Raw genomic sequence first — 19,373 nt, 5'->3', positions numbered from 1 at the left:
GGCGCCCGGCGGGGCGTGCGCTCAGTGCCTCAGCGACCGGCCGAACCCGGCGGCCAGCGGCATCCGCAGCCCCAGCGGCGGCGGTGCGGCGAGCGCGTCCGCGACCGGGCGGGCGTAGGACCGGGCGAAGAGTGAGCCGCGTACGAAGTCGGCGGCCAGCGCCACCACTTCGGAGCGATGCTGGCGCAACGCGTGGCCGTCGGAATGGACTTCGAAGCGGCAGGTGTCCCGGTTGGACTTCTTCGCCCGCTCGGCCAGCCGGTAGGACAACTCCGGGTCGGTGCGCTCGTCGTTGGTGCCGTGCACGATCAGCACCCGCCGCCCCACCAGTTGCCTCACCGGCTCCGGTTCCGCCGGAGCCCGCTCCGGCAGCCACGGGGCCATCGCCAGGACGGAGGTGACCGCTCCGTGCCCGGCGGCCCGCAGCGCGGCCCGCCCGCCCATCCCGTGGCCGGCCAGGCAGACCGGCACGTCGCCGTACCGGCGCTGGACCTCGTCGGCCGCCCACGAGGCGTCCTCGACGGGATGCGCTTGGTCCGCGTTCCAGCCCCGGCAGCGGTAGCGCAGGACATGCACCGCGAGCCCGTCGCCCACCCCGGCACGGGCCAGGGAGCGGGCGAACGGCAGCTGCGCCGCGTACGACAGGGGGGAGGGGCGACGGTGCGATGCGGCCCGGCCGTCCGGGAGCAGCAGAACCACGCCGCTGACCTCGTCCGTTGCTCCGGCCGTCCGAACGGCCCGTCCCAGCCTGGCATCGGGCGAGGAGAGTGCGCGCTGTCCCATGACAGAACAGTGTCAGAAGGAGACGTGTACTCCACCCGACTTCGCGGTCACTGTTACGCATCGACATCAGGCGCTCTACGCGCGTAGGCGCTAGAGTGCCAAGATGACGAGCCAGACCCCGAATGTCCCTGATTCCGACCAGATCCGGCGCGCCCCCAAGGTGCTGCTCCACGACCACCTCGACGGCGGCCTGCGGCCGGGCACGATCGTCGAGCTGGCCCGCGCGCAGGGTTACGACTCCCTCCCCGAGACCGAGGCCGACAAGCTCGGCATCTGGTTCCGCGAGGCCGCCGACTCCGGTTCGCTGGAGCGCTACCTGGAGACGTTCGCCCACACCTGCGCCGTCATGCAGACCCGTGACGCGCTGTTCCGGGTGGCCGCCGAGTGCGCCGAGGACCTCGCCCAGGACGGCGTCGTCTACGCCGAGATCCGCTACGCCCCCGAGCAGCACCTGGAGGGCGGCCTGACCCTCGAAGAGGTGGTCGAGGCCGTCAACGAGGGCTTCCGCGAGGGCGAGCGCATCGCACGGGCGGGCGGCCACCGCATCCGCGTCGGCGCCCTCCTCACCGCGATGCGACACGCGGCCCGCGCGCTGGAGATCGCCGAACTCGCCAACAGCTACCGCGACCAGGGCGTCGTCGGCTTCGACATCGCGGGCGCCGAGGCCGGGTTCCCGCCCACCCGCCACCTCGACGCGTTCGAGTACCTCAAGCGCGAGAACAACCACTTCACCATCCACGCGGGTGAGGCCTTCGGCCTGCCGTCGATCTGGCAGGCCCTCCAGTGGTGCGGCGCCGACCGCCTCGGTCACGGAGTGCGGATCATCGACGACATCGAGGTCGCCGAGGACGGCTCGGTCTCCCTGGGCCGTCTCGCCTCCTATGTGCGGGACAAGCGCATCCCGCTGGAGATGTGCCCGACCTCCAACCTTCAGACCGGCGCGGCCACCTCGTACGCCGAGCACCCGATCGGACTGCTGCGCAAGCTGCACTTCCGCATCACGGTGAACACGGACAACCGGCTGATGAGCGGCACCAGCATGACCGGGGAATTCGAGCGGCTGACCGAGGCCTTCGGATACACGCTCGACGACATGCAGTGGTTCACCGTCAATGCGATGAAATCAGCTTTCATTCCTTTCGATGAACGTCTCGCCATGATCAACGACGTCGTCAAGCCCGGATACGCGGAGCTGAAGTCCGAGTGGCTCTTCCGTCAGACCGCTGTGACCAGCAATTCTGGGGTCTCCGCGGGCTGATGTCCGCGACAGCCGAAAGGGCCGGGAGGTGAAATCCCGGCCCTTTTTCGCGTGTCGGGATGTTTGCGACAGGGGCAGGGGAATGGCTAGCTTGCAGAGCCGCTCACATCCCCTTCCCCAAGGATGAATTCTCCATGAAGAAGTCTGCTGCCAAGACTCTCGGTGTCGCCGCTCTCGGCGCCGCTTTCGCCGCTGCCGCCGCCGGCAGCGCCTCCGCCGCCCCCGCGCTGCCGCTGGAGGCCGCGGCCGGGGTGCTCCCCGTCTCGACGATGGCGCTCGACACCGTCGCCAAGTCGGCCCAGAACGCACCGGTCCAGGAGACCGTGGGCAAGGTCCTCGGCGGCGACGCCACCGACGCGGCCGCCCCGGTCACCGGCCTGCTCGGCGGACTGCCCACCAAGGGCCTCACCGCCAACGGGATCCCGCTCGGCGGCTGAGAGGCCGCCGGGTGACCTCGGCCCGGACGGACACGGTCCGGCCCCGCACGCCGGGGCTACCGGCGCCACCCGCATATGCGGGTGGCGCCGCGCGTCACCAGGCCGTCGCGGAGGAGGCGGACTTCTCCGAGGGCAGCAGCGCCCACAGCGCCAGGTAGAGCAGGAACTGCGGACCGGGCAGCAGACAGGAGGCGACGAAGACGACGCGCATCGTGTTCGCGGAGATACCGAAGCGCCGGGCGAGGCCCGCGCACACTCCGCCGATCATGCGGCCTTCGCGGGGGCGGACAAGTGCGGCCATGGTGGGCTCCTTCGCGAACCGTTGCCGAGGAGCGGCCTTGTGCGCTCCCCGATGTATCCATGGTGCAGCCGCGAAGGGGGGCAAAACATCGCTCTACGGTGCGAGGCCGACCCCGGTAATCGTCGGGGTCGCCCCCCCAGGGGCCTCGTCCCTGAGACGGGTCTCCTGCCGGTGGTGGGGCAGGTCCCGTGCCCCCGGCAGTCCCCGGCGGCGCAGCCACGCCCGGCAGACAGGCACGAACAGCAGATGGGTCAGCACCACCCCGGTGGTGTTCAGCAGCAGCGAGTCGATGTCGACGATCTGGCCGGGCACCCCGGTCTGGCCCAGCTCGATGGCGAGTGAGATCAGCGCCCCGGCGGCGACCGTACGCAGCAGCGATACCCAGGGGGAGACGAAGATCCGGCCCCCGGCCATCGGCAGCAGCACCCCGAGCGGGGCCAGCAGCAACAACGCCCCGCCGATCCGGCGGGCCGCCTCGGCCGGTCCCAGCGCGAGGTCCGCCCTGATCCCGGCGAACGGCTCGAAATTCGCCGCCGTGATCCAGGGGACGTCCAGCGGGCGCAGCGTCAGCCACCCGACGAACAGCAGATGCGCGACCAGGAGGGCGACTCCCGGCGCGCGGAAGTGGATGACGGTCTGGCCGTCCGAACTGTGACGCACGTCCACCAAGACGCCACGACCGGCAGGATCGGTTCCGCGCCGTCGCGGCCCGCCGCCCGGGCGGCACTCCCGGCGGCCCGCGGGCCGCGCGGACCGCCCGGGGCGGGCCCGCGTCAGTCCAGCCGGACGTTGTCCGGCGTGGCCAGGTCGCCCGGCCGGGACTTCGTCTGCGAGGTGCACAGATAGCCGCGCGGCGGGTAGTCCCCGGGCCCGCCCAGGATCACCGATCCGTCCCTGACCAGCGTCTCGCTCTCCGCGTACGTGCACACCAACTGGGCCAGCGCCTCCGCCGACAGGTCCTCCGGCTGGCTGCTGAGGCGCACGGTGCCCGCCGGGTCGCCGTCCAGGGCCGGGATGACCCGCAGCCCCGCCGGAACCGCCGTGGTGAACCCGGCCCGCCGCTCGTTCGCGGGCGGCGCCTGCCGGACCTCCTTCAGCAGCGTCCGGGCGACCGCCAACGGGTCTTCGTCGGCCGCGTCCGCCGCCACCGGACGGTCCGCGGTGACCAGCTGCGAGGTGCACACCAGATACACCGTGGCGCTCACGCTGTCCGGTGACCGGGTGGCGGCGTCCGAGGAGTCCGAGGAGGACAGCCGGCACGGCACCCGGGAGGGCGCGGCCCCCGCGTCCACCGGCACCGAGGTCGTACGGATCCCGCACCCGGAGAACAGCGCGGCGGCCGCCAGGACGGCCGTCAACGAGGCTGCCGTACGCCGCCGGAGCGGTCCTCGCCGGCAGGTGACATCGCCACGCTTCACGTCGCCCCGTTCTCGTCCGGGGCGTCCGCCCCCGGTCCGTCGTGGTGCGCGAGCTTCTCGGCGTCGCGCGGCAGCCGCAGTTCGAAGACGGCGCCGCCGTCCGGGGAGTTCGCCGCCGTGATGTCACCGCCGTGGATGTGCGCGTTCTCCATGGCGATGGAGAGGCCGAGCCCGCTGCCCTCCGACCGGGGCCGGGAGGCGCTGGCCTTGTAGAACCGGTCGAAGACGTGCGGCAGCACGTCCTCGGGGATGCCCGGACCGTGGTCCCGTACCTCGATGACCAGCTCCTCGCCCTCGGTCCGCACCCGTACGCCCACCGGCGAACCCCCGTGCTTGAGGGCGTTGCCGATCAGATTGGCCAGGATCACGTCCAGCCGGCGCGGATCGAGCCGGACCATCATGCCGCGCTCCGCGTCCAGGTCCACCGCGTCCAGCCAGGCCCGCACGTCGATGCACGCGGTCACCTGGTCGGCGACGTCGACCGTGTCCAGCACCAGACGGGCCGTGCCCGCGTCGAAGCGGGTCACCTCCATCAGGTTCTCCACCAGGTCGTTCAGCCGCCGGGTCTCGCTGACCACCAGATGCACGGCGGGCGCGATCATCGGGTCGAGGGTGTCCGCCTCGTCCTCCAGCACCTCGGCCACCGCGGTGATCGCGGTCAGCGGGGTCCGCAGCTCGTGCGACATGTCGGCGACGAACCGGCGGCTGGCCTCCTCCCGCGCGCTCATGTCCGCGACCTTCTTCTCCAGCGAGCCGGCCGTTCTGTTGAACGTGCGGGAGAGGTCGGCGAGTTCATCCGTGCCGGAGACCACGAGCCGGGTGTCGAGCTTGCCCTCGCCGAGCTTGCGGGCCGCGTCGCCGAGCCGCTGCACCGGGCGCAGCACCGTCGTCGCCGCGGCCTGCGCGAGCAGCGCCGAGCCGACCAGCGCGAGGGCGGTGGCGATCCCCAGCGACCAGGCCAGCGAGTTGAGGTCCTGTCGCTCCTGGTCGAGGGACTTGAGCATGTAGCCGGTCGGGCCGCCGCCGATGATCCGCGTACCGGCGACCAGATACGGCGTGCCCGCGATGCTCGTCCGCTGCCAGAACAGGTGGTACTCGTGCTCGTTGCTCGACGTCAGCGACTGCTTGCGGGCCACCTGCTCCTGCAATGAGTCCGGCACGTCGTCCCGGGTGAAGGTGTCCAGGTCGGAGTAGCCCACGATCGGCTTGCCGCGCTCGCGTTCGGCCTCCAGCAGCACGCTGTAGCCCGGGCTGCTGGACGCCATCTCCCCGGCGGCCCGCTGGAGATCGTCCTTGGTGGGACGGGTCGGCAGCCCCGCCGCGGTCTCCTGCATCTGCCGCCGGAAGTCGTCGAGCGCGGTGTCCTGGGTACGGGTCAGCACGGCCTCGCGGTTGAGCCAGTACGCGATCCCCGAAGCGGACACCGCGGCCGTCAGCGCCACCAGCGCGAACACCACGACCAGGCGCAGCCGCAGACTGGTCCAGCGCAGACCGGCGCGCAGGGACCGTTTGGCGGTTTCGGTCACTGAGGCGAGTCCAGCCGGTAGCCCACGCCCCGCACCGTACGGATCAGGGTCGGCGAGGACGGCACGTCCTCCACCTTCGCGCGCAGCCGCTGCACACAGGCGTCCACCAGCCGGGAGTCGCCCAGGTAGTCGTGCTCCCACACCAGGCGCAGCAACTGCTGCCGGGACAGGGCCTGGCCGGGCCGGCGGCTCAGCTCCAGCAGGAGCCGCAGCTCGGTCGGCGTGAGCTGCAGATCCTCCCCGTCCTTGGTGACGGTCATGGCGGAGCGGTCGATCACCACACTGCCGAAGGTCGCCGAGTCGGTCGACTCACGTTCCCCCCGGCGCAGCACCGCCCGGATCCGGGCGTCCAGCACCCGGCCCTGGACGGGTTTCACCACATAGTCGTCCGCGCCGGACTCCAGTCCCACCACGACGTCGATGTCGTCGCTGCGCGCGGTCAGCAGAATGATCGGCAGTTGGTCGGTGCGGCGGATACGCCGACACACCTCGAAACCGTCGATTCCGGGCAGCATCACATCCAGCACGACCAGGTCGGGCCGCTGCTCGCGCAGCAGCTCCAGGCCGTCCTCTCCCGTCGCCGCGGTGGCCACACGGTGGCCCTGGCGTGACAACGAGAGTTCGAGGGCCGTGCGGATGGCGTCGTCGTCCTCGATCAGCAACAGGAAAGGCACGAACGTCATTCTGGCCCATGGTGGCGCTTCAGTTCGACCTGTGGCCCGGTCCGATTGCCCCGGCACGGCCTCGACAACCCCTGTGACAGGCCTGTGACAGTCGGGGGACAGCGCCATGAAACTGCCCCGGCAAGCTCTTCGACAGCAGGGAACGAACGGACTCCACCGATGAGGGGGCGCGAGATGAACGCACTGCACAGCACCAGCTCAAGCGCAGTTGTCACGCGTCTCCACGACGTCGTGCGGAGCACGGAGAAGTCCGGTGCGGTGAACATGCGGGGGTGTGTTCGGAGCACCGGGCGTCAGCACCGGACGGCCGCGGAGCAGGTGCGCATGCCGTACATGAAGGTGATCGACGCGCCCGAGGCGGCGGCGAGCGCGTACGGGCAGGCCACGGGGGATCGCGGAACCCGGACGCGGAACCCGGACGCCGAAACGGCGTTCACGGCCTACGTCCAGGAGCGGCGGGCCTCCCTGTACGCGACCGCCTACCACCTGACCGGTGACCGGTTCGAGGCCGAGGACCTGCTGCAGAGCGCCCTCTTCTCGACGTACCGGGCCTGGGACCGGATCAGCGACAAGGCGGCGGTCGGCGGCTATCTGCGCCGCACCATGACCAATCTGCACATCAGCGCCTGGCGCAGGCGCAAGCTCAGCGAATACCCGACCGAGGAGCTGCCGGAGACGGTGGGCGACACGGACGCGATGCGCGGCACGGAGCTGCGGGCGGTGCTGTGGCAGGCACTCGCCCGGCTGCCCGAGACCCAGCGCACGATGCTGGTCCTGCGGTACTACGAGGGCCGCACCGACCCGGAGATCGCGTCGATCCTCGACATCAGTGTCGGCACGGTGAAGTCCAGCATCTGGCGCTCCCTGCGCCGGCTGCGCGAGGACGAGGTCCTCAGCTTCGGACGTGACGAGCAGGAGTCCTTCGGCGAGCTGGTGGCCTGAGGCTACGGGGGAGAGGGGCCACTGCTTCGGGGGAGGCAGGGGCTACGGGGGAAGTACGGGGGAGCGGTGGAAGCGGGGACCGAGGGGGTTCGGGGGAGCCACGGGGGAGCAACACGGGGAACCGGCCCATCGCTTCGGGGGAGGCGCGGGTCACGGGGAGACGGGGAACCACAGCGGGGTCGTACGGGCCGGGGGGCCTGTACGACCCCGCTGGGCCGTGCGGCGGCTTCATGACGTACCCGGCGTCCCGAGACCTTCGACCGCGCGGGTCCCCACCGGCCGAGCGCGAGCGGGGCGCCTGTCCCTACTCCGGGACCGGTGCCCCCGCGCTCGCCCGGCGGCACCGTCCGGCCGCCGCGGCGGCGAACCGCCCCAGCGCCTCCTCCTTGCCGCAGGGGTATGCCCCCAGGGCCGTCTGGCGGGCCACGATGCGGCGTTCGGTCCGCATCAGCCGCCATCCCCGCCGCAGCAGGAAAGGCACCGATTTGCGGCCCTCGCGCAGATCCCGCACCAGCCGCCGCCGGAACGTGGTGGACGGGCGGCCGCGCAGACACAGTGCGTCGGCCAGCAGCCCCAGGTCCTGGCAGCGTTCGACGATGTCCGCCGCGAAGATGCCCTCCGCCACGAACAGCGGTGACCGCTCGATGTGGAAGGCGTCGTGGCCCGTACGGGAGCTGGTGGCGATGTCGTACACCGGAACGTCCGTACGGCCGCACCGGCACAGCTCGGCGATGGCGGCCATCGCCGCGTCCGCGTCCCAGGACCCGGCGGAGTCCCAGTCGGTGTCCATGGAGCCGGGGACCCGGGGCAGCGTCGGGTCGCCCGCCTCCTTGTAGAAGTCGTCCAGGCGCAGCACCGGCAGACCGGTGCGGGCGGCGAGGACGGACTTGCCGGAGCCTGAGGGGCCCGCGAGCAGTACGACGCGGGTCGGGATCGGTTGGGAACTCACAGAACAGAAGTGTGAGGCATTGACCCGCGCAGGGGACCCCTCGGGTCTCCTGTTGGTATCCAGCATCACACCTCAACTACTCTGCGTGTACAGACGATTACCCGACCAGGCTCGATCAGGTGGAAAACATGGCACTTCATGCACGTAAGCCCGAACGTCGCGTCCTGCTGCGCGCCGGTCTGACCATCACCGCGCTGGGGGCCGCCCTGGGGGCCGGCGCGGGCTCCGCGGGGGCGGTCCAGCTGCCTCCGGTCGCGGAGATCCCGGACCAGGGCGCCGCGGCCCTCCGGGCGGTCGGCGAGACGGCCGCGCCGGCGGTGGCCAGTGCGCTCGGGACCTCGCTGGCCAGCAGCGTCGCCCCGATCACCGACCTCCAGCTGCACCCGCTGGCCAACACCGGGGTGGACCCGCTGGACAACGCCGTGGGCACCCAGATCGGGGACTTCAAGCCGCTGTCCACCGCCGTCCTCACGGACCCGATCACCAGCGGCGGCTCGCTGGGCGACCTGCCCGTGGTGGGGACGGTCACCGGACTCGTCACCGGCTGACGCGGACGAACGGCGGACGGGGCCGCCCCGGGGTGGGAGGGCGGCCCCGTCCGGGCACCGGGTGTGCGTCAGTACGAGGAGCCCGCGGCTCCCAGGGCGCCCGTCGGGTGCCACACCGTCTTGGTCTCCAGGAAGGCCGTCAGACGGTGTGTGCCGGGGGCGGCCGTCCAGTCCGCCGCACCGTCCGCGTCCACCGGCCCCGGACGCAGGACGCGCTTCAGGTTGTCCGCCGCCGCGATCTCCAGCTCCTTCGCCAGCGTGGAGTCCGCGCCGGTGAGGTCGATCGCGTTGACGTCCCGGTGGGCGGCTAGCGGGGCCGCCAGCTCCGCCGTGCCGCCCGACAGGATGTTGACCACGCCACCGGGGACGTCGGAGGTGGCCAGCACCTCGCCCAGCGACAGCGCGGGCAGCGGCGCGTCCGCCGAGGCGATGACGACCGCCGTGTTGCCGGTCGCGATCACCGGGGCGATCACCGAGACCAGCCCGAGGAACGACGACGTCTGCGGCGCGAGGACCGCGACCACGCCCGTCGGCTCGGGGGTGGAGAGGTTGAGGAAGGGCCCCGCGACCGGGTTGGCCCCGCCCGAGATCTGCCCGATCTTGTCGGTCCAGCCCGCGTACCAGACCCAGCGGTCGACCGCCGCGTCGACGACGGCCGCCGCCTTGGACTTCGACAGCCCCTCGGAGGCGGCCACCTCGCGGACGAACTGCTCCTTGCGGCCCTCCAGCATCTCCGCGACGCGGTAGAGGACCTGGCCCCTGTTGTACGCGGTCGCGCCCGACCAGCCGCCGAACGCCTTGCGCGCGGCCACGACGGCGTCGCGCGCGTCCTTGCGGGAGGACTGCGGCGCGTTCGCCAGCCAGTGGCCCTTGGAGTCGCTCACCTCGTACACCCGGCCGCTCTCGGAGCGGGGGAACTTGCCCCCGACGTACAGCTTGTAGGTCTTGAAGACGCCAAGTCGGTTGTTATCGGACATCGAGGTACGCCTCCAGGCCGTGGCGGCCGCCCTCGCGGCCGTAGCCCGACTCCTTGTAGCCGCCGAACGGCGACGTCGGGTCGAACTTGTTGAACGTGTTGGCCCAGACGACGCCCGCGCGGAGCTTGTTCGCCACCGCGAGGATGCGGGAGCCCTTCTCCGTCCAGATGCCGGCCGAGAGGCCGTACTGACTGTTGTTGGCCTTGGCGACCGCCTCGTCCGGGGTGCGGAACGTCAGGACGGAGAGCACCGGGCCGAAGATCTCGTCACGGGCCACCGTGTGCGCCTGGGTGACGTTCGTGAAGAGCGTCGGGGCGAACCAGTAACCGGAGGACGGCAGTTCGCAGGGGGCGCTCCAGCGCTCCGCGCCCTCCGCCACGCCGGTCTCCACCAGGGCGGTGATCCGGGCCAGCTGCTCGGCGGAGTTGATCGCGCCGATGTCGGTGTTCTTGTCCAGCGGGTCGCCGAGGCGCAGCGTGGACAGCCGGCGCTTCAGGGCGTCCAGCACCTCCTCCTGGACCGACTCCTGGACCAGCAGCCGGGAGCCCGCGCAGCAGACCTGGCCCTGGTTGAAGAAGATCCCGGTGACGATGCCCTCGACGGCCTGGTCGATCGGGGCGTCGTCGAACACGATGTTCGCGCCCTTGCCGCCCAGCTCCAGGGTGACCTTCTTGTCCGTGCCCGCGACGGAGCGCGCGATGGCCTTGCCGACGGCGGTCGAGCCGGTGAAGGCGACCTTGTCGACGTCCGGGTGCGTGACGAGCGCCTCGCCCGCGTCCCCGTAGCCGGTGAGGATGTTGACGACGCCCTTGGGGAGCCCCGCCTGGCGGCAGATGTCCGCGAAGAACAGTGCGCTGAGCGGGGTCGTCTCGGCGGGCTTCAGGACCACCGTGTTGCCGGTGGCGAGCGCCGGGGCGATCTTCCACGCGAGCATCAGCAGCGGGAAGTTCCACGGAATGACCTGGCCGGCGACGCCCAGCGGGCGGGGACTGGCCCCGTACCCCGCGTGGTCCAGCTTGTCGGCCCAGCCCGCGTAGTAGAAGAAGTGCGCCGCGACCAGCGGGAGGTCCGCGTCGCGGGTCTCCCTGATCGGCTTCCCGTTGTCGAGCGTCTCCAGGACGGCCAGCTCACGGCTGCGCTCCTGGATGATCCGCGCGATCCGGAACAGGTACTTGGCGCGCTCGGAGCCGGGCAGCGCCGACCACGTCCCGAACGCCCTGCGGGCCGCCTGCACGGCCCGGTCCACGTCCGCCGCGCCCGCCCGCGCGACCTCGGAGAGGACTTCCTCGCTGCTCGGCGAGATGGTCTTGAAGACCTTGCCGTCGGCTGCCTCGGTGAACTCGCCGTCGATGAACAGCCCGTAGGAGGGGGCGATGTCGACGACGGCGCGGGACTCCGGCGCCGGTGCGTACTCGAATGCGGATGCCATGGCTATCAGTCCACCGTCACGTAATCGGGGCCGGAGTAACGGCCGGTGCTGAGCTTCTGGCGCTGCATCAGCAGGTCGTTGAGCAGGCTGGACGCGCCGAACCGGAACCAGTGCGGGTCCAGCCAGTCCTCGCCCGCGGTCTCGTTCACCAGCACCAGGAACTTGACCGCGTCCTTGGTGGTGCGGATGCCGCCGGCCGGCTTCACGCCGATCTGCGTACCGGTCTGCGCCCGGAAGTCGCGGACGGCCTCCAGCATGAGGAGGGTGTTGGCGGGGGTGGCGTTGGTGGCCACCTTGCCGGTCGAGGTCTTGATGAAGTCCGCGCCCGCCAGCATCCCGATCCAGGAGGCCCGGCGGATGTTGTCGTACGTGGACAGCTCGCCGGTCTCGAAGATCACCTTGAGGCGGGCGGTCCCGCACTCCGCCTTCACGGCGAGGATCTCCTCGTACACCTTCAGGAACCGGCCGGAGAGGAACGCCCCCCGGTCGATCACCATGTCGATCTCGTCGGCCCCGGCCGCCACGGCGTCGCGGACGTCCGCCAGCTTGACGGCCAGCGCGGCACGGCCCGCCGGGAAGGCGGTCGCCACGGACGCCACCTTCACCCCGGAGCCGGTCAGCGCGGCGGCGGCGGTGGCCGCCATATCGGGGTAGACGCAGACCGCGGCGGTGTGCGGGGCCGTGCGGTCGGTCGGGTCGGGGTTGACGGCCTTGGCGGCGAGAGCCCGGACCTTGCCCGGGGTGTCCGCGCCTTCCAGCGTCGTCAGGTCGATCATCGAGATGGCGAGATCGATGGCGTACGCCTTGGCCGTCGTCTTGATCGAACGGGTTCCGAGGGAGGCGGCGCGCGCTTCGAGGCCGACGGCGTCGACGCCGGGGAGCCCGAACAGGAAGCGGCGCAGCGCACTGTCGGACGCCGTCGCGTCGGAGAATGCGGGAGCAGTGGTGGGCATGGTCACCAGAGGAGCATATCTACGCGCGTAGCGACCTGTACAGGGGGCCGGGCCGTCCGCGCGTCCAGCACCCCTCGCCCGCCGGCCCCGCACCTCCGGGCGCCACGGCCCGGCGGCGGGCGGCCGTGCGGTGCGTCCGCCGCGACGCCCCCCGCGCCCGTCAGGCAGAATCGGCTCCATGACGCGCCCCACACCTCCCGCGGAGCCGCCCCCCGCGACCCGGACCCACCGTTCCGTCGCCGCCCTGGTCTGCGGGTCGCTGCTGCTCCTGCTGATCGCCTGGATGGCCGGGGACGCCATGATCCGGGGCGAGGGACGGGTGCCCTGGCTGGCGGCGGCCGCACTGCTCCTCGTGGTGCCGCTGGTCGTGGCGTTCACCCTGCGGCCCGCCGTCTTCGCGGACGACGAGCGCATCCGGATCCGCAACCCGTTCCGGACGATCCAGCTGCCCTGGACCGAGGTCGCCGACGTACGGGCCTCGTACTCCTCCGAGCTGCTCGCCCAGGACGGCACGAAGTACCAGCTGTGGGCGATTCCGGTCTCCCTGCGCTCCCGCAAGCGCGCGGCGCGCAGCGCGGCCCGCGCGGCACACGACGACCCCTACGGCCGCACCTCCGTCAGCGCCGACGTCCGCGACTCCGCCGCGCGCACCGCCTCCGCCGACCAGACCGTCCGCGATCTGCGGGACATCGCCGAGCGGGCCGGCGGCACGACCGCCGAGGGCGCGGACCGGGGCTCCGTGCGCTGGGCGTACGAGGTGATCGCCCCGGCCGTCGCGGGGGCCGTCCTGCTCGTGGTGGTGGGGGCGCTCGGCTGAGACCGACGCCACCGGACACCGAAGGGCCGGCGCCCCTGGGAGGGGCGCCGGCCCTTTCGCGTGGAGCGGCCCTTTCGCGTGGAGCGGCGCGTCAGATGCCCGCTGCCGCCGCCAGGTCCCGCTTGATCCCGGCGAGGAGTCCGGCCCCCCGGGCCCGCGCGGCGGGCAGCCCGGCCGCGTCCGCCACCGGGACGACGACCTCCAGGTAGCACTTCAGCTTCGGCTCGGTGCCGCTCGGGCGGACGATCACCCGGGCGCCCTCCAGGTGGTAGCGCAGCCCGTCGGTGGGCGGCAGCCGGTCCGTGCCCCGCGCCAGGTCCTCGGCCGAGGTGACGGCGAGGCCCGCCAGCGCGGCCGGCGGCTGCTCCCGGAGCCGGGCCATGGCGTCCGCGATGACCGAGAGGTCCTCCACCCGCACCGAGAGCTGGTCGGTGGCGTGCAGGCCGTGCGCGAGCGCCAGGTCGTCCAGCAGGTCCAGAAGCGTACGGCCCTGCTCCTTGAGTACGGAGGCGAGCTCGGCGACGAGCAGGGCGGCGGTGATGCCGTCCTTGTCGCGGACGCCCTCGGGGTCGACGCAGTAGCCGAGCGCCTCCTCGTAGCCGTACCGCAGGCCGCCCACCCGGGCGATCCACTTGAAGCCGGTCAGCGTCTCCTCGTAGCCGAGGCCCGCCTTCTCCGCGATCCGGCCGAGCAGCGACGACGACACGATCGACTCGGCGAACACGCCGCTCACGCCCCGCTCCACCAGGTGAGCGGCCAGCAGCGCCCCCACCTCGTCGCCGCGCAGCATCCGCCAGCCGCCCGCCGTGGCGGTGTCGGGCACGGCGACGGCGCAGCGGTCCGCGTCCGGGTCGTTGGCGATGATCAGGTCCGGTGCGGCCCGGCGCGCGGTGGCGAAGGCGAGATCCATCGCGCCGGGCTCCTCCGGGTTGGGGAAGGCCACGGTGGGGAACGCCGGGTCGGGCTCGGCCTGCTCGGCCACCAGTACCGGCGCGGGGAACCCGGCCCGCTCGAACGCGGCGGTCAGCACGGAGGTGCCGACGCCGTGCATCGCGGTGTAGACGGTGCGTGCGGTACGGGGGCTGCCGGGGGCCAGGACCGCGTCCGTACGGGCGAGGTAGGCCTCCAGGACCTCCTCGCCGAGGGTCTCCCAGCCGTCCCCGGGGCGAGGCACGCCCGCCAGGGGGCCGACCGCGTCGATGGCGGCGGCGATCTCGCCGTCGGCCGGCGGCACGATCTGCGAGCCGTCGCCCAGGTAGACCTTGTAGCCGTTGTCACGCGGCGGGTTGTGGCTGGCGGTTACCTCTACCCCGGCGACGGCTCCCAGATGCCTTATGGCGTACGCCAGTACGGGGGTGGGGAGCGGGCGGGGGAGCACGGCGGCGCGCAGCCCGGCCCCGGTCATCACGGCCGCCGTGTCGCGTGCGAAGTCGGCGGACCTGTAGCGGGCGTCGTACCCGATGACGACGAGCCCGCCCTCCTCGCCCCGGGCCTTCAGATACGCGGCGAGGCCCGCCGCCGCCCGGATCACCACGGAACGGTTCATCCGCATCGGCCCGGCTCCCAGCTCCCCGCGCAGCCCGGCGGTGCCGAACTGGAGCGTGCCCGCGAAGCGGGCGGCCAGCTCGGCGGTGTCGCCCGCCTCGACGATCGCGCCCAGTTCCGCACGCGTCTCGGGGTCGGGGTCCTCGGCCAGCCAGGTCCTGGCCTGCGCGATGAGGTCGAGCTGCACGGGGTCCGCCTTTCGGGGGCGCGGAAGGGGTACGGGGATGGGGTGCGGGGGTGGGGTGCGGGCGGGGCGGGGCCGGGCTCCGCCCCGGACCCCGGTCCTCGAACGCCGGACGGGCCGGAAGGCGGCCGGACGGGCCGAGGAGAGGCCGGGAGCCGAGGAGGAGCCGGGAGCCCAGGAGAGGAGCCGGGGGAAAGGCGGGAGCCGAGGAGGGAGGGACGGCGGAGCCGGTCCCCGAAGGGTTCGGCTCAGACGCGGTCGAGCACCCGGGCCAGCAGCGCGCCCATCCGGGTCGCCGAGTCGCGGCCGGCCTGGAGGACCTCCTCGTGGTTGAGGGGTTCTCCGGACAGGCCCGCCGCCAGGTTGGTGACGAGGGAGAGGCCGAGCACCTCGGCACCCGCCTCCCGGGCCGCGATGGCCTCCAGGACCGTGGACATGCCCACCAGGTCGCCGCCGAGCACCCGGACCATGTTGATCTCGGCCGGGGTCTCGTAGTGCGGACCGGGGAACTGGACGTAGACGCCCTCTTCCAGGGTGTCGTCGATCTCCTTGCACAGCGCGCGCAGCCGCGGGGAGTAGAGGTCGGTCAGGTCGACGAAGTTGGCGCCGATGATCGGGGAGGCGGCCGTCAGGTTGATGTGGTCGCTGATCAGGACCGGCTGTCCCGGGCGCATGCCCTCGCGCAGACCGCCGCAGCCGTTCGTCAGGATGACGGTCCCGCAGCCCGCGGCCACCGCCGTACGGACGCCGTGGGCGACGGCGGCGACGCCCCGGCCCTCGTAGAAGTGTGTGCGGCCGAGGAAGACCAGAACCCGCTTCTCGCCGATCCTGTACGAGCGGACCGTGCCGCCGTGGCCCTCGACGGCGGGCGCCGGGAAGCCGGGCAGGTCGGTCACGGGGAACTCGGCCTCCGGGACGCCGAGCGCTTCGCCCGCGGGCGCCCAGCCGGAGCCCATGACCAGGGCGACGTCATGGGTCTCGGCGCCGGTCAGCTCGCGCAGGCGGGCGGCGGCCCCGGCGGCGGCTGCCCGCGGGTCGCCCTGGATGTTGTCCGGAATAACAGATGCGTTCACGCGGACGAGCGTAACCGCTCAATCCCTACGCGCGTAGATATACGGGCGCAAAGACGTCCCGCGGGTCTTTGTGCTTTTGTACGAAGGCGGGGTGACCGGGCTCCGGTCCGCCCCGGTCAGCAGGGGCGCTTGCGCAGTTCCATCGCATAGTCGTGCGGTGCGCCGGCGGATTCCGCGGCGTCCGCGATCTCGCCCAGATAGCGCGCCGAGGGCAGCCCGCCCTCGTAGCCGTTCAGCACGTACATCCAGGCCGGCTCCTCGCCGTCCAGGGTGTGCACCCGCACCCGCATCCGACGGTAGATGTCGAGCCCGACACCCTCCCAGCGGTCCATCGAGTCCTCGTCCATCGGCGCCAGGTCGTACAGCGCGACGAAGACCTGGGAGCGCGGCGCCTCCACCACGGTGGCCAGCGCCCCCTCCCAGCCCATCTGCTCCCCGCCGAAGGTCAGCCGCCAGCCGTTGAGCCAGCCGGTGCTGCGCATCGGGGAATGCGGAGCGCGGCGGGTCATGAGCCGCGCGTCGAGGTTGCCGGCGTACGCGGCGTAGAGCGACATGGGACCGAGGGTACGGGAGGTGGGCGCGGGAGCGGCGGTTCCTGTGACAAAGGCCCCGGTCGGGGGAGTGCGCGGCGGGTCCGCGGCCCCGTTCCCGGCGGTTCGTTCCCGTGCGACGGACGCCCTCGTTCCCGTATGGAGGGCCCCGGGGCGAAGCACTTTGGCGCGTGCGGGACAATGGAGTACGTACTGCATTCCCCCGGGGCGATCCCCCGGACCCCCGGCCGGGGCGGCGATGGCCGCGGGTTACACAACGCGAGGCGGACTTTTCGTGACCCGGATCGTGATCATCGGCGGCGGCCCCGGCGGCTACGAGGCAGCCCTGGTGGGCGCCCAACTCGGCGCGGAGGTGACCGTCGTCGACTGCGACGGTCTGGGCGGGGCCTCGGTCCTGACCGACTGTGTGCCCTCGAAGACCCTGATCGCCACGGCCGAGGTGATGACCACCTTCGACTCCTCGTACGAGGAGCTGGGCATCATCGTCGCCGACGACACCCCGCACCACGAGCAGGCGGCCCGGGTCGTCGGTGTGGACCTCGGCAAGGTCAACCGCCGGGTCAAACGCCTCGCGCTCGCCCAGTCCCACGACATCACCGCCTCCGTCACCCGGGCCGGCGCCCGCGTGATGCGCGGCCGGGGCCGGCTCGACGGGCTCCAGGCCGCCGACGGGTCCCGCCAGGTCGTCGTCACCGCCGCCGACGGCACCGAGGAGCGGCTGACCGCCGACGCCGTGCTGATAGCGACCGGCGGTCACCCCCGGGAGATCCCGGACGCGCAGCCCGACGGCGAGCGCATCCTGAACTGGACCCAGGTCTACGACCTCGACGAGCTTCCCGAGGAGCTCATCGTCGTCGGATCCGGTGTCACCGGCGCCGAGTTCGCCGGGGCCTACCAGGCGCTCGGCTCGCGCGTCACCCTCGTCTCCTCCCGCGACCGGGTGCTGCCCGGCGAGGACCCGGACGCCGCCGCCGTCCTGGAGGACGTCTTCCGCCGTCGCGGGATGAACGTCATGGCCCGCTCCCGCGCCCAGTCCGCCAAGCGCGTCGGCGACCGGGTCGAGGTGACGCTCGCCGACGGCCGGGTCATCACCGGCTCGCACTGTCTGATGGCGGTCGGCGCGATCCCGAACACCGCGGGCATGGGCCTGGAGGAGGCCGGCGTACGGCTCAAGGACTCCGGGCATGTCCTCACCGACCGGGTCTCGCGCACCAGCGCACCCGGCGTCTACGCGGCCGGTGACGTCACCGGGATCTTCGCGCTGGCCTCGGTCGCCGCGATGCAGGGCCGCATCGCGATGTACCACTTCCTGGGCGACGCGGTGGCCCCGCTGAACCTCAAGGCCGTCTCCGCCAACGTCTTCACCGACCCGGAGATCGCCACCGTCGGCTACAGCCAGGCCGAGGTCGACGCGGGCAAGATCGAGGCCCGGGTGGTGAAACTGCCGCTGCTGCGCAACCCGCGCGCCAAGATGCAGGGCATCCGTGACGGCTTCGTCAAGATATTCTGCCGTCCCGGCACGGGGATCGTGGTCGGCGGCTGCGTGGTCGCGCCGCGTGCCAGCGAGCTGATCCACCCCATCTCGATCGCGGTCGACAACAACCTCACGGTGGAACAGATCGCCAACGCGTTCACCGTGTACCCGTCCCTGTCCGGATCGATCGCCGAAGTGGCCCGACAGCTGCACACCCGCAAGCTCACGGGCGAGGACTGAGGCCCCGGGGGGCGCGGCATTTCCGGCATCTCGCCGCAACTCGGCGGCAGTCCGGGCGGCGCGGCGACCGCCTGACGATCACCGCCGGACAACAAAGGGGCCTCCTATACCACTTGGGGGCCCCTTTGAAGTACAACTTCTGCTATTCGGCGCAAACTACTGAAAACTCACCCGCGATCAGGTTACTGTCAGTTCCGTGTTCGCTGCAGAACGTCGTCAGTTGATCCTCGAAATGGTGCGTGCCAACGGGGCGGTATCGCTCCGTGAGCTCGCCCGCGTCGTCCAGACCTCAGAAGTGACCGTACGGCGGGACGTGCGGGCACTGGAGGCAGAAGGACTCCTCGACCGCCGGCACGGCGGTGCGGTCTTGCCGGGCGGTTTTACGCGGGAGTCCGGCTTTCCGCAGAAATCCCATCTCTCCACCGCGGAGAAGACTGCCATCGCCGACCTGGCCGCGGGCCTCGTCGGCGAGGGCGAGGCCATTGTGGTCGGCGCCGGCACGACCACGCAGGAGCTGGCCCGTCGGCTCGCGCGGGTTCCCGGTCTGACCGTCGTCACCAACTCCCTGCTGGTGGCCCAGGCGTTGGCCCACGCCAACCGGGTCGAAGTCGTCATGACCGGCGGCACCCTGCGCGGGAGCAACTACGCGCTGGTGGGCAGCGGGGCCGAGCAGTCCCTCCAGGGGCTGCGGGTCTCCCGGGCCTTCCTCTCCGGTAGCGGACTCACGGCGGAGCGTGGCCTGTCCACCTCCAACATGCTCTCGGCCAGTGTCGACCGGGCTCTCGTGCAGGCAGCCGCGGAGGTGGTCGTCCTGGCGGACCACACCAAGCTCGGCTCGGACACCATGTTCCAGACGGTGCCCACCGAGCTGATCACCCGCCTGGTGACGGACGAGCCCCCGCTCCACGACGAGCGGGCCGCCGCCGAACTCCAGTCCCTGGCGGACCAGGGCGTGGAGATCACGGTGGCCGGTCCGGGCGCGGACGCGTCCGGCGGGAACGGCCCCTCTCCGGGGCGTCAGCCCCGCCGGGACATGCCGCTCCCCGGTCAGCGGCGCACGCAGAACGGTGGTCTCGGGCCGCAGCTCCGCAGCGCCTCCGCGCTGGCGGACGTACCGGGAGAGCGGGCGCGGGTCGCGGACCTGCGGAGGCGGTAGGCCCGGTTCGGGGGCGCCGCCCCCGAACCCCCGCTCAGGCCCTCACCTTTCAGCCCCTCCGGCGTTCGGGGAGCGGGGTCCGGGGTGGAGCCCCGGGGTCGGGAGGGGGCGGGGTGGGGAGAGGCCCCG

General features: G+C 72.3%; 20 protein-coding genes. 7 read left to right on the top strand and 13 right to left on the bottom strand.

What is annotated here, in order from left to right; all coding sequences use genetic code 11:
• Positions 1-21: 21 nt before the first annotated feature.
• Positions 22-783: an alpha/beta hydrolase gene (locus ACZ60Q_RS33085; RefSeq protein ID WP_469641260.1), complete on the bottom strand. Its 762-nt coding sequence runs from the start codon at positions 781-783 to the stop codon at positions 22-24.
• Between the two features lie 103 nt (positions 784-886).
• Between ACZ60Q_RS33085 and ACZ60Q_RS33080 the strand changes: the two genes are divergently transcribed.
• Both ACZ60Q_RS33080 and ACZ60Q_RS33075 read left to right on the top strand, forming a co-directional pair.
• On the top strand, positions 887-2,041 hold the full coding sequence (locus tag ACZ60Q_RS33080) for an adenosine deaminase (RefSeq protein WP_469641259.1): 1,155 nt from the start codon (positions 887-889) through the stop codon (positions 2,039-2,041).
• Between the two features lie 134 nt (positions 2,042-2,175).
• The gene (locus ACZ60Q_RS33075; protein ID WP_359614750.1) at positions 2,176-2,478 is read left to right on the top strand and encodes a hypothetical protein; all 303 of its coding nucleotides are present in this window, start codon (positions 2,176-2,178) and stop codon (positions 2,476-2,478) included.
• 94 nt (positions 2,479-2,572) lie between these two features.
• On the opposite strand, the gene ACZ60Q_RS33070 is transcribed toward ACZ60Q_RS33075, so the two are convergent.
• From ACZ60Q_RS33070 to afsQ1, 5 genes are all read right to left on the bottom strand, one after another.
• On the bottom strand, positions 2,573-2,779 hold the full coding sequence (locus ACZ60Q_RS33070) for a PspC domain-containing protein (RefSeq protein ID WP_469641258.1): 207 nt from the start codon (positions 2,777-2,779) through the stop codon (positions 2,573-2,575).
• Positions 2,780-2,872: 93 nt separating this feature from the next.
• Positions 2,873-3,445, bottom strand: a complete 573-nt coding sequence (locus ACZ60Q_RS33065) for a VanZ family protein (RefSeq protein WP_469641257.1) — start codon at positions 3,443-3,445, stop codon at positions 2,873-2,875.
• 107 nt (positions 3,446-3,552) lie between these two features.
• Complete coding sequence (locus ACZ60Q_RS33060; protein WP_469641256.1) at positions 3,553-4,197, bottom strand: hypothetical protein; 645 nt, start codon at positions 4,195-4,197, stop codon at positions 3,553-3,555.
• Positions 4,194-5,723 carry an ATP-binding protein gene (locus ACZ60Q_RS33055; RefSeq protein WP_469641255.1) on the bottom strand — a complete coding sequence of 510 codons (1,530 nt, stop codon included), beginning with the start codon at positions 5,721-5,723 and terminating at the stop codon, positions 4,194-4,196. The genes ACZ60Q_RS33060 and ACZ60Q_RS33055 overlap by 4 nt, the downstream gene beginning before the upstream one ends.
• A complete protein-coding gene (gene afsQ1 / locus ACZ60Q_RS33050) occupies positions 5,720-6,397 on the bottom strand; it encodes a two-component system response regulator AfsQ1 (RefSeq protein WP_078580519.1) in 678 nt (225 codons plus the stop codon). Before afsQ1 ends, ACZ60Q_RS33055 begins: the two co-directional genes overlap by 4 nt.
• Positions 6,398-6,580: 183 nt before the next feature.
• Between afsQ1 and ACZ60Q_RS33045 the strand changes: the two genes are divergently transcribed.
• Positions 6,581-7,348 carry a SigE family RNA polymerase sigma factor gene (locus ACZ60Q_RS33045; protein ID WP_469641254.1) on the top strand — a complete coding sequence of 256 codons (768 nt, stop codon included), beginning with the start codon at positions 6,581-6,583 and terminating at the stop codon, positions 7,346-7,348.
• A gap of 304 nt (positions 7,349-7,652) precedes the next feature.
• Here ACZ60Q_RS33045 and ACZ60Q_RS33040 read toward each other — a convergent pair whose 3' ends face one another.
• Positions 7,653-8,363, bottom strand: a complete 711-nt coding sequence (locus ACZ60Q_RS33040) for a uridine kinase family protein (RefSeq protein WP_469641253.1) — start codon at positions 8,361-8,363, stop codon at positions 7,653-7,655.
• A gap of 62 nt (positions 8,364-8,425) precedes the next feature.
• Between ACZ60Q_RS33040 and ACZ60Q_RS33035 the strand changes: the two genes are divergently transcribed.
• Complete coding sequence (locus ACZ60Q_RS33035) at positions 8,426-8,845, top strand: hypothetical protein (protein WP_469641252.1); 420 nt, start codon at positions 8,426-8,428, stop codon at positions 8,843-8,845.
• A gap of 68 nt (positions 8,846-8,913) precedes the next feature.
• Here ACZ60Q_RS33035 and ACZ60Q_RS33030 read toward each other — a convergent pair whose 3' ends face one another.
• Genes ACZ60Q_RS33030 through deoC form a run of 3 tightly spaced genes read right to left on the bottom strand, consistent with a single transcriptional unit; the run spans position 8,914 to position 12,204 of the window.
• Positions 8,914-9,822 (bottom strand): aldehyde dehydrogenase family protein, encoded by a 909-nt coding sequence (locus ACZ60Q_RS33030; RefSeq protein WP_469641251.1) that lies wholly within the window; start codon positions 9,820-9,822, stop codon positions 8,914-8,916.
• Entirely contained in the window at positions 9,812-11,251 is a 1,440-nt protein-coding gene (locus ACZ60Q_RS33025) for an aldehyde dehydrogenase family protein (protein WP_469641250.1), read from the bottom strand. Before ACZ60Q_RS33025 ends, ACZ60Q_RS33030 begins: the two co-directional genes overlap by 11 nt.
• A 5-nt stretch (positions 11,252-11,256) precedes the next feature.
• Positions 11,257-12,204, bottom strand: coding sequence for a deoxyribose-phosphate aldolase (gene deoC, locus ACZ60Q_RS33020; RefSeq protein WP_469641296.1), 948 nt, complete (start codon positions 12,202-12,204; stop codon positions 11,257-11,259).
• A gap of 178 nt (positions 12,205-12,382) precedes the next feature.
• Here deoC and ACZ60Q_RS33015 point away from each other — a divergent pair, with 178 nt between their 5' ends.
• Positions 12,383-13,021, top strand: a complete 639-nt coding sequence (locus tag ACZ60Q_RS33015; RefSeq protein WP_469641249.1) for a PH domain-containing protein — start codon at positions 12,383-12,385, stop codon at positions 13,019-13,021.
• A 91-nt stretch (positions 13,022-13,112) separates the two neighbouring features.
• Here the strand turns inward: ACZ60Q_RS33015 and ACZ60Q_RS33010 are convergent, their stop codons facing one another.
• From ACZ60Q_RS33010 to ACZ60Q_RS33000, 3 genes are all read right to left on the bottom strand, one after another.
• Entirely contained in the window at positions 13,113-14,753 is a 1,641-nt protein-coding gene (locus ACZ60Q_RS33010) for a phospho-sugar mutase (RefSeq protein ID WP_469641248.1), read from the bottom strand.
• Between the two features lie 245 nt (positions 14,754-14,998).
• Positions 14,999-15,823: a purine-nucleoside phosphorylase gene (locus ACZ60Q_RS33005; protein ID WP_469641247.1), complete on the bottom strand. Its 825-nt coding sequence runs from the start codon at positions 15,821-15,823 to the stop codon at positions 14,999-15,001.
• Positions 15,824-15,939: 116 nt separating this feature from the next.
• Positions 15,940-16,377, bottom strand: a complete 438-nt coding sequence (locus tag ACZ60Q_RS33000; protein ID WP_352240392.1) for a gamma-glutamylcyclotransferase family protein — start codon at positions 16,375-16,377, stop codon at positions 15,940-15,942.
• Between the two features lie 271 nt (positions 16,378-16,648).
• On the opposite strand from ACZ60Q_RS33000, the gene ACZ60Q_RS32995 reads away from it, so the two are divergent.
• Together ACZ60Q_RS32995 and ACZ60Q_RS32990 are read left to right on the top strand one after the other, a co-directional pair.
• Complete coding sequence (locus ACZ60Q_RS32995) at positions 16,649-18,088, top strand: NAD(P)H-quinone dehydrogenase (protein ID WP_469641246.1); 1,440 nt, start codon at positions 16,649-16,651, stop codon at positions 18,086-18,088.
• A gap of 196 nt (positions 18,089-18,284) precedes the next feature.
• Positions 18,285-19,244 (top strand): DeoR/GlpR family DNA-binding transcription regulator, encoded by a 960-nt coding sequence (locus ACZ60Q_RS32990; protein ID WP_469641245.1) that lies wholly within the window; start codon positions 18,285-18,287, stop codon positions 19,242-19,244.
• Positions 19,245-19,373 lie beyond the last annotated feature (129 nt).

The organism is Streptomyces sp. NPDC104313, from assembly GCF_055583985.1.
The sequence above is the reverse complement of the archived record's forward strand: the minus strand, read 5'-3'. Positions and strand labels throughout refer to the sequence as shown.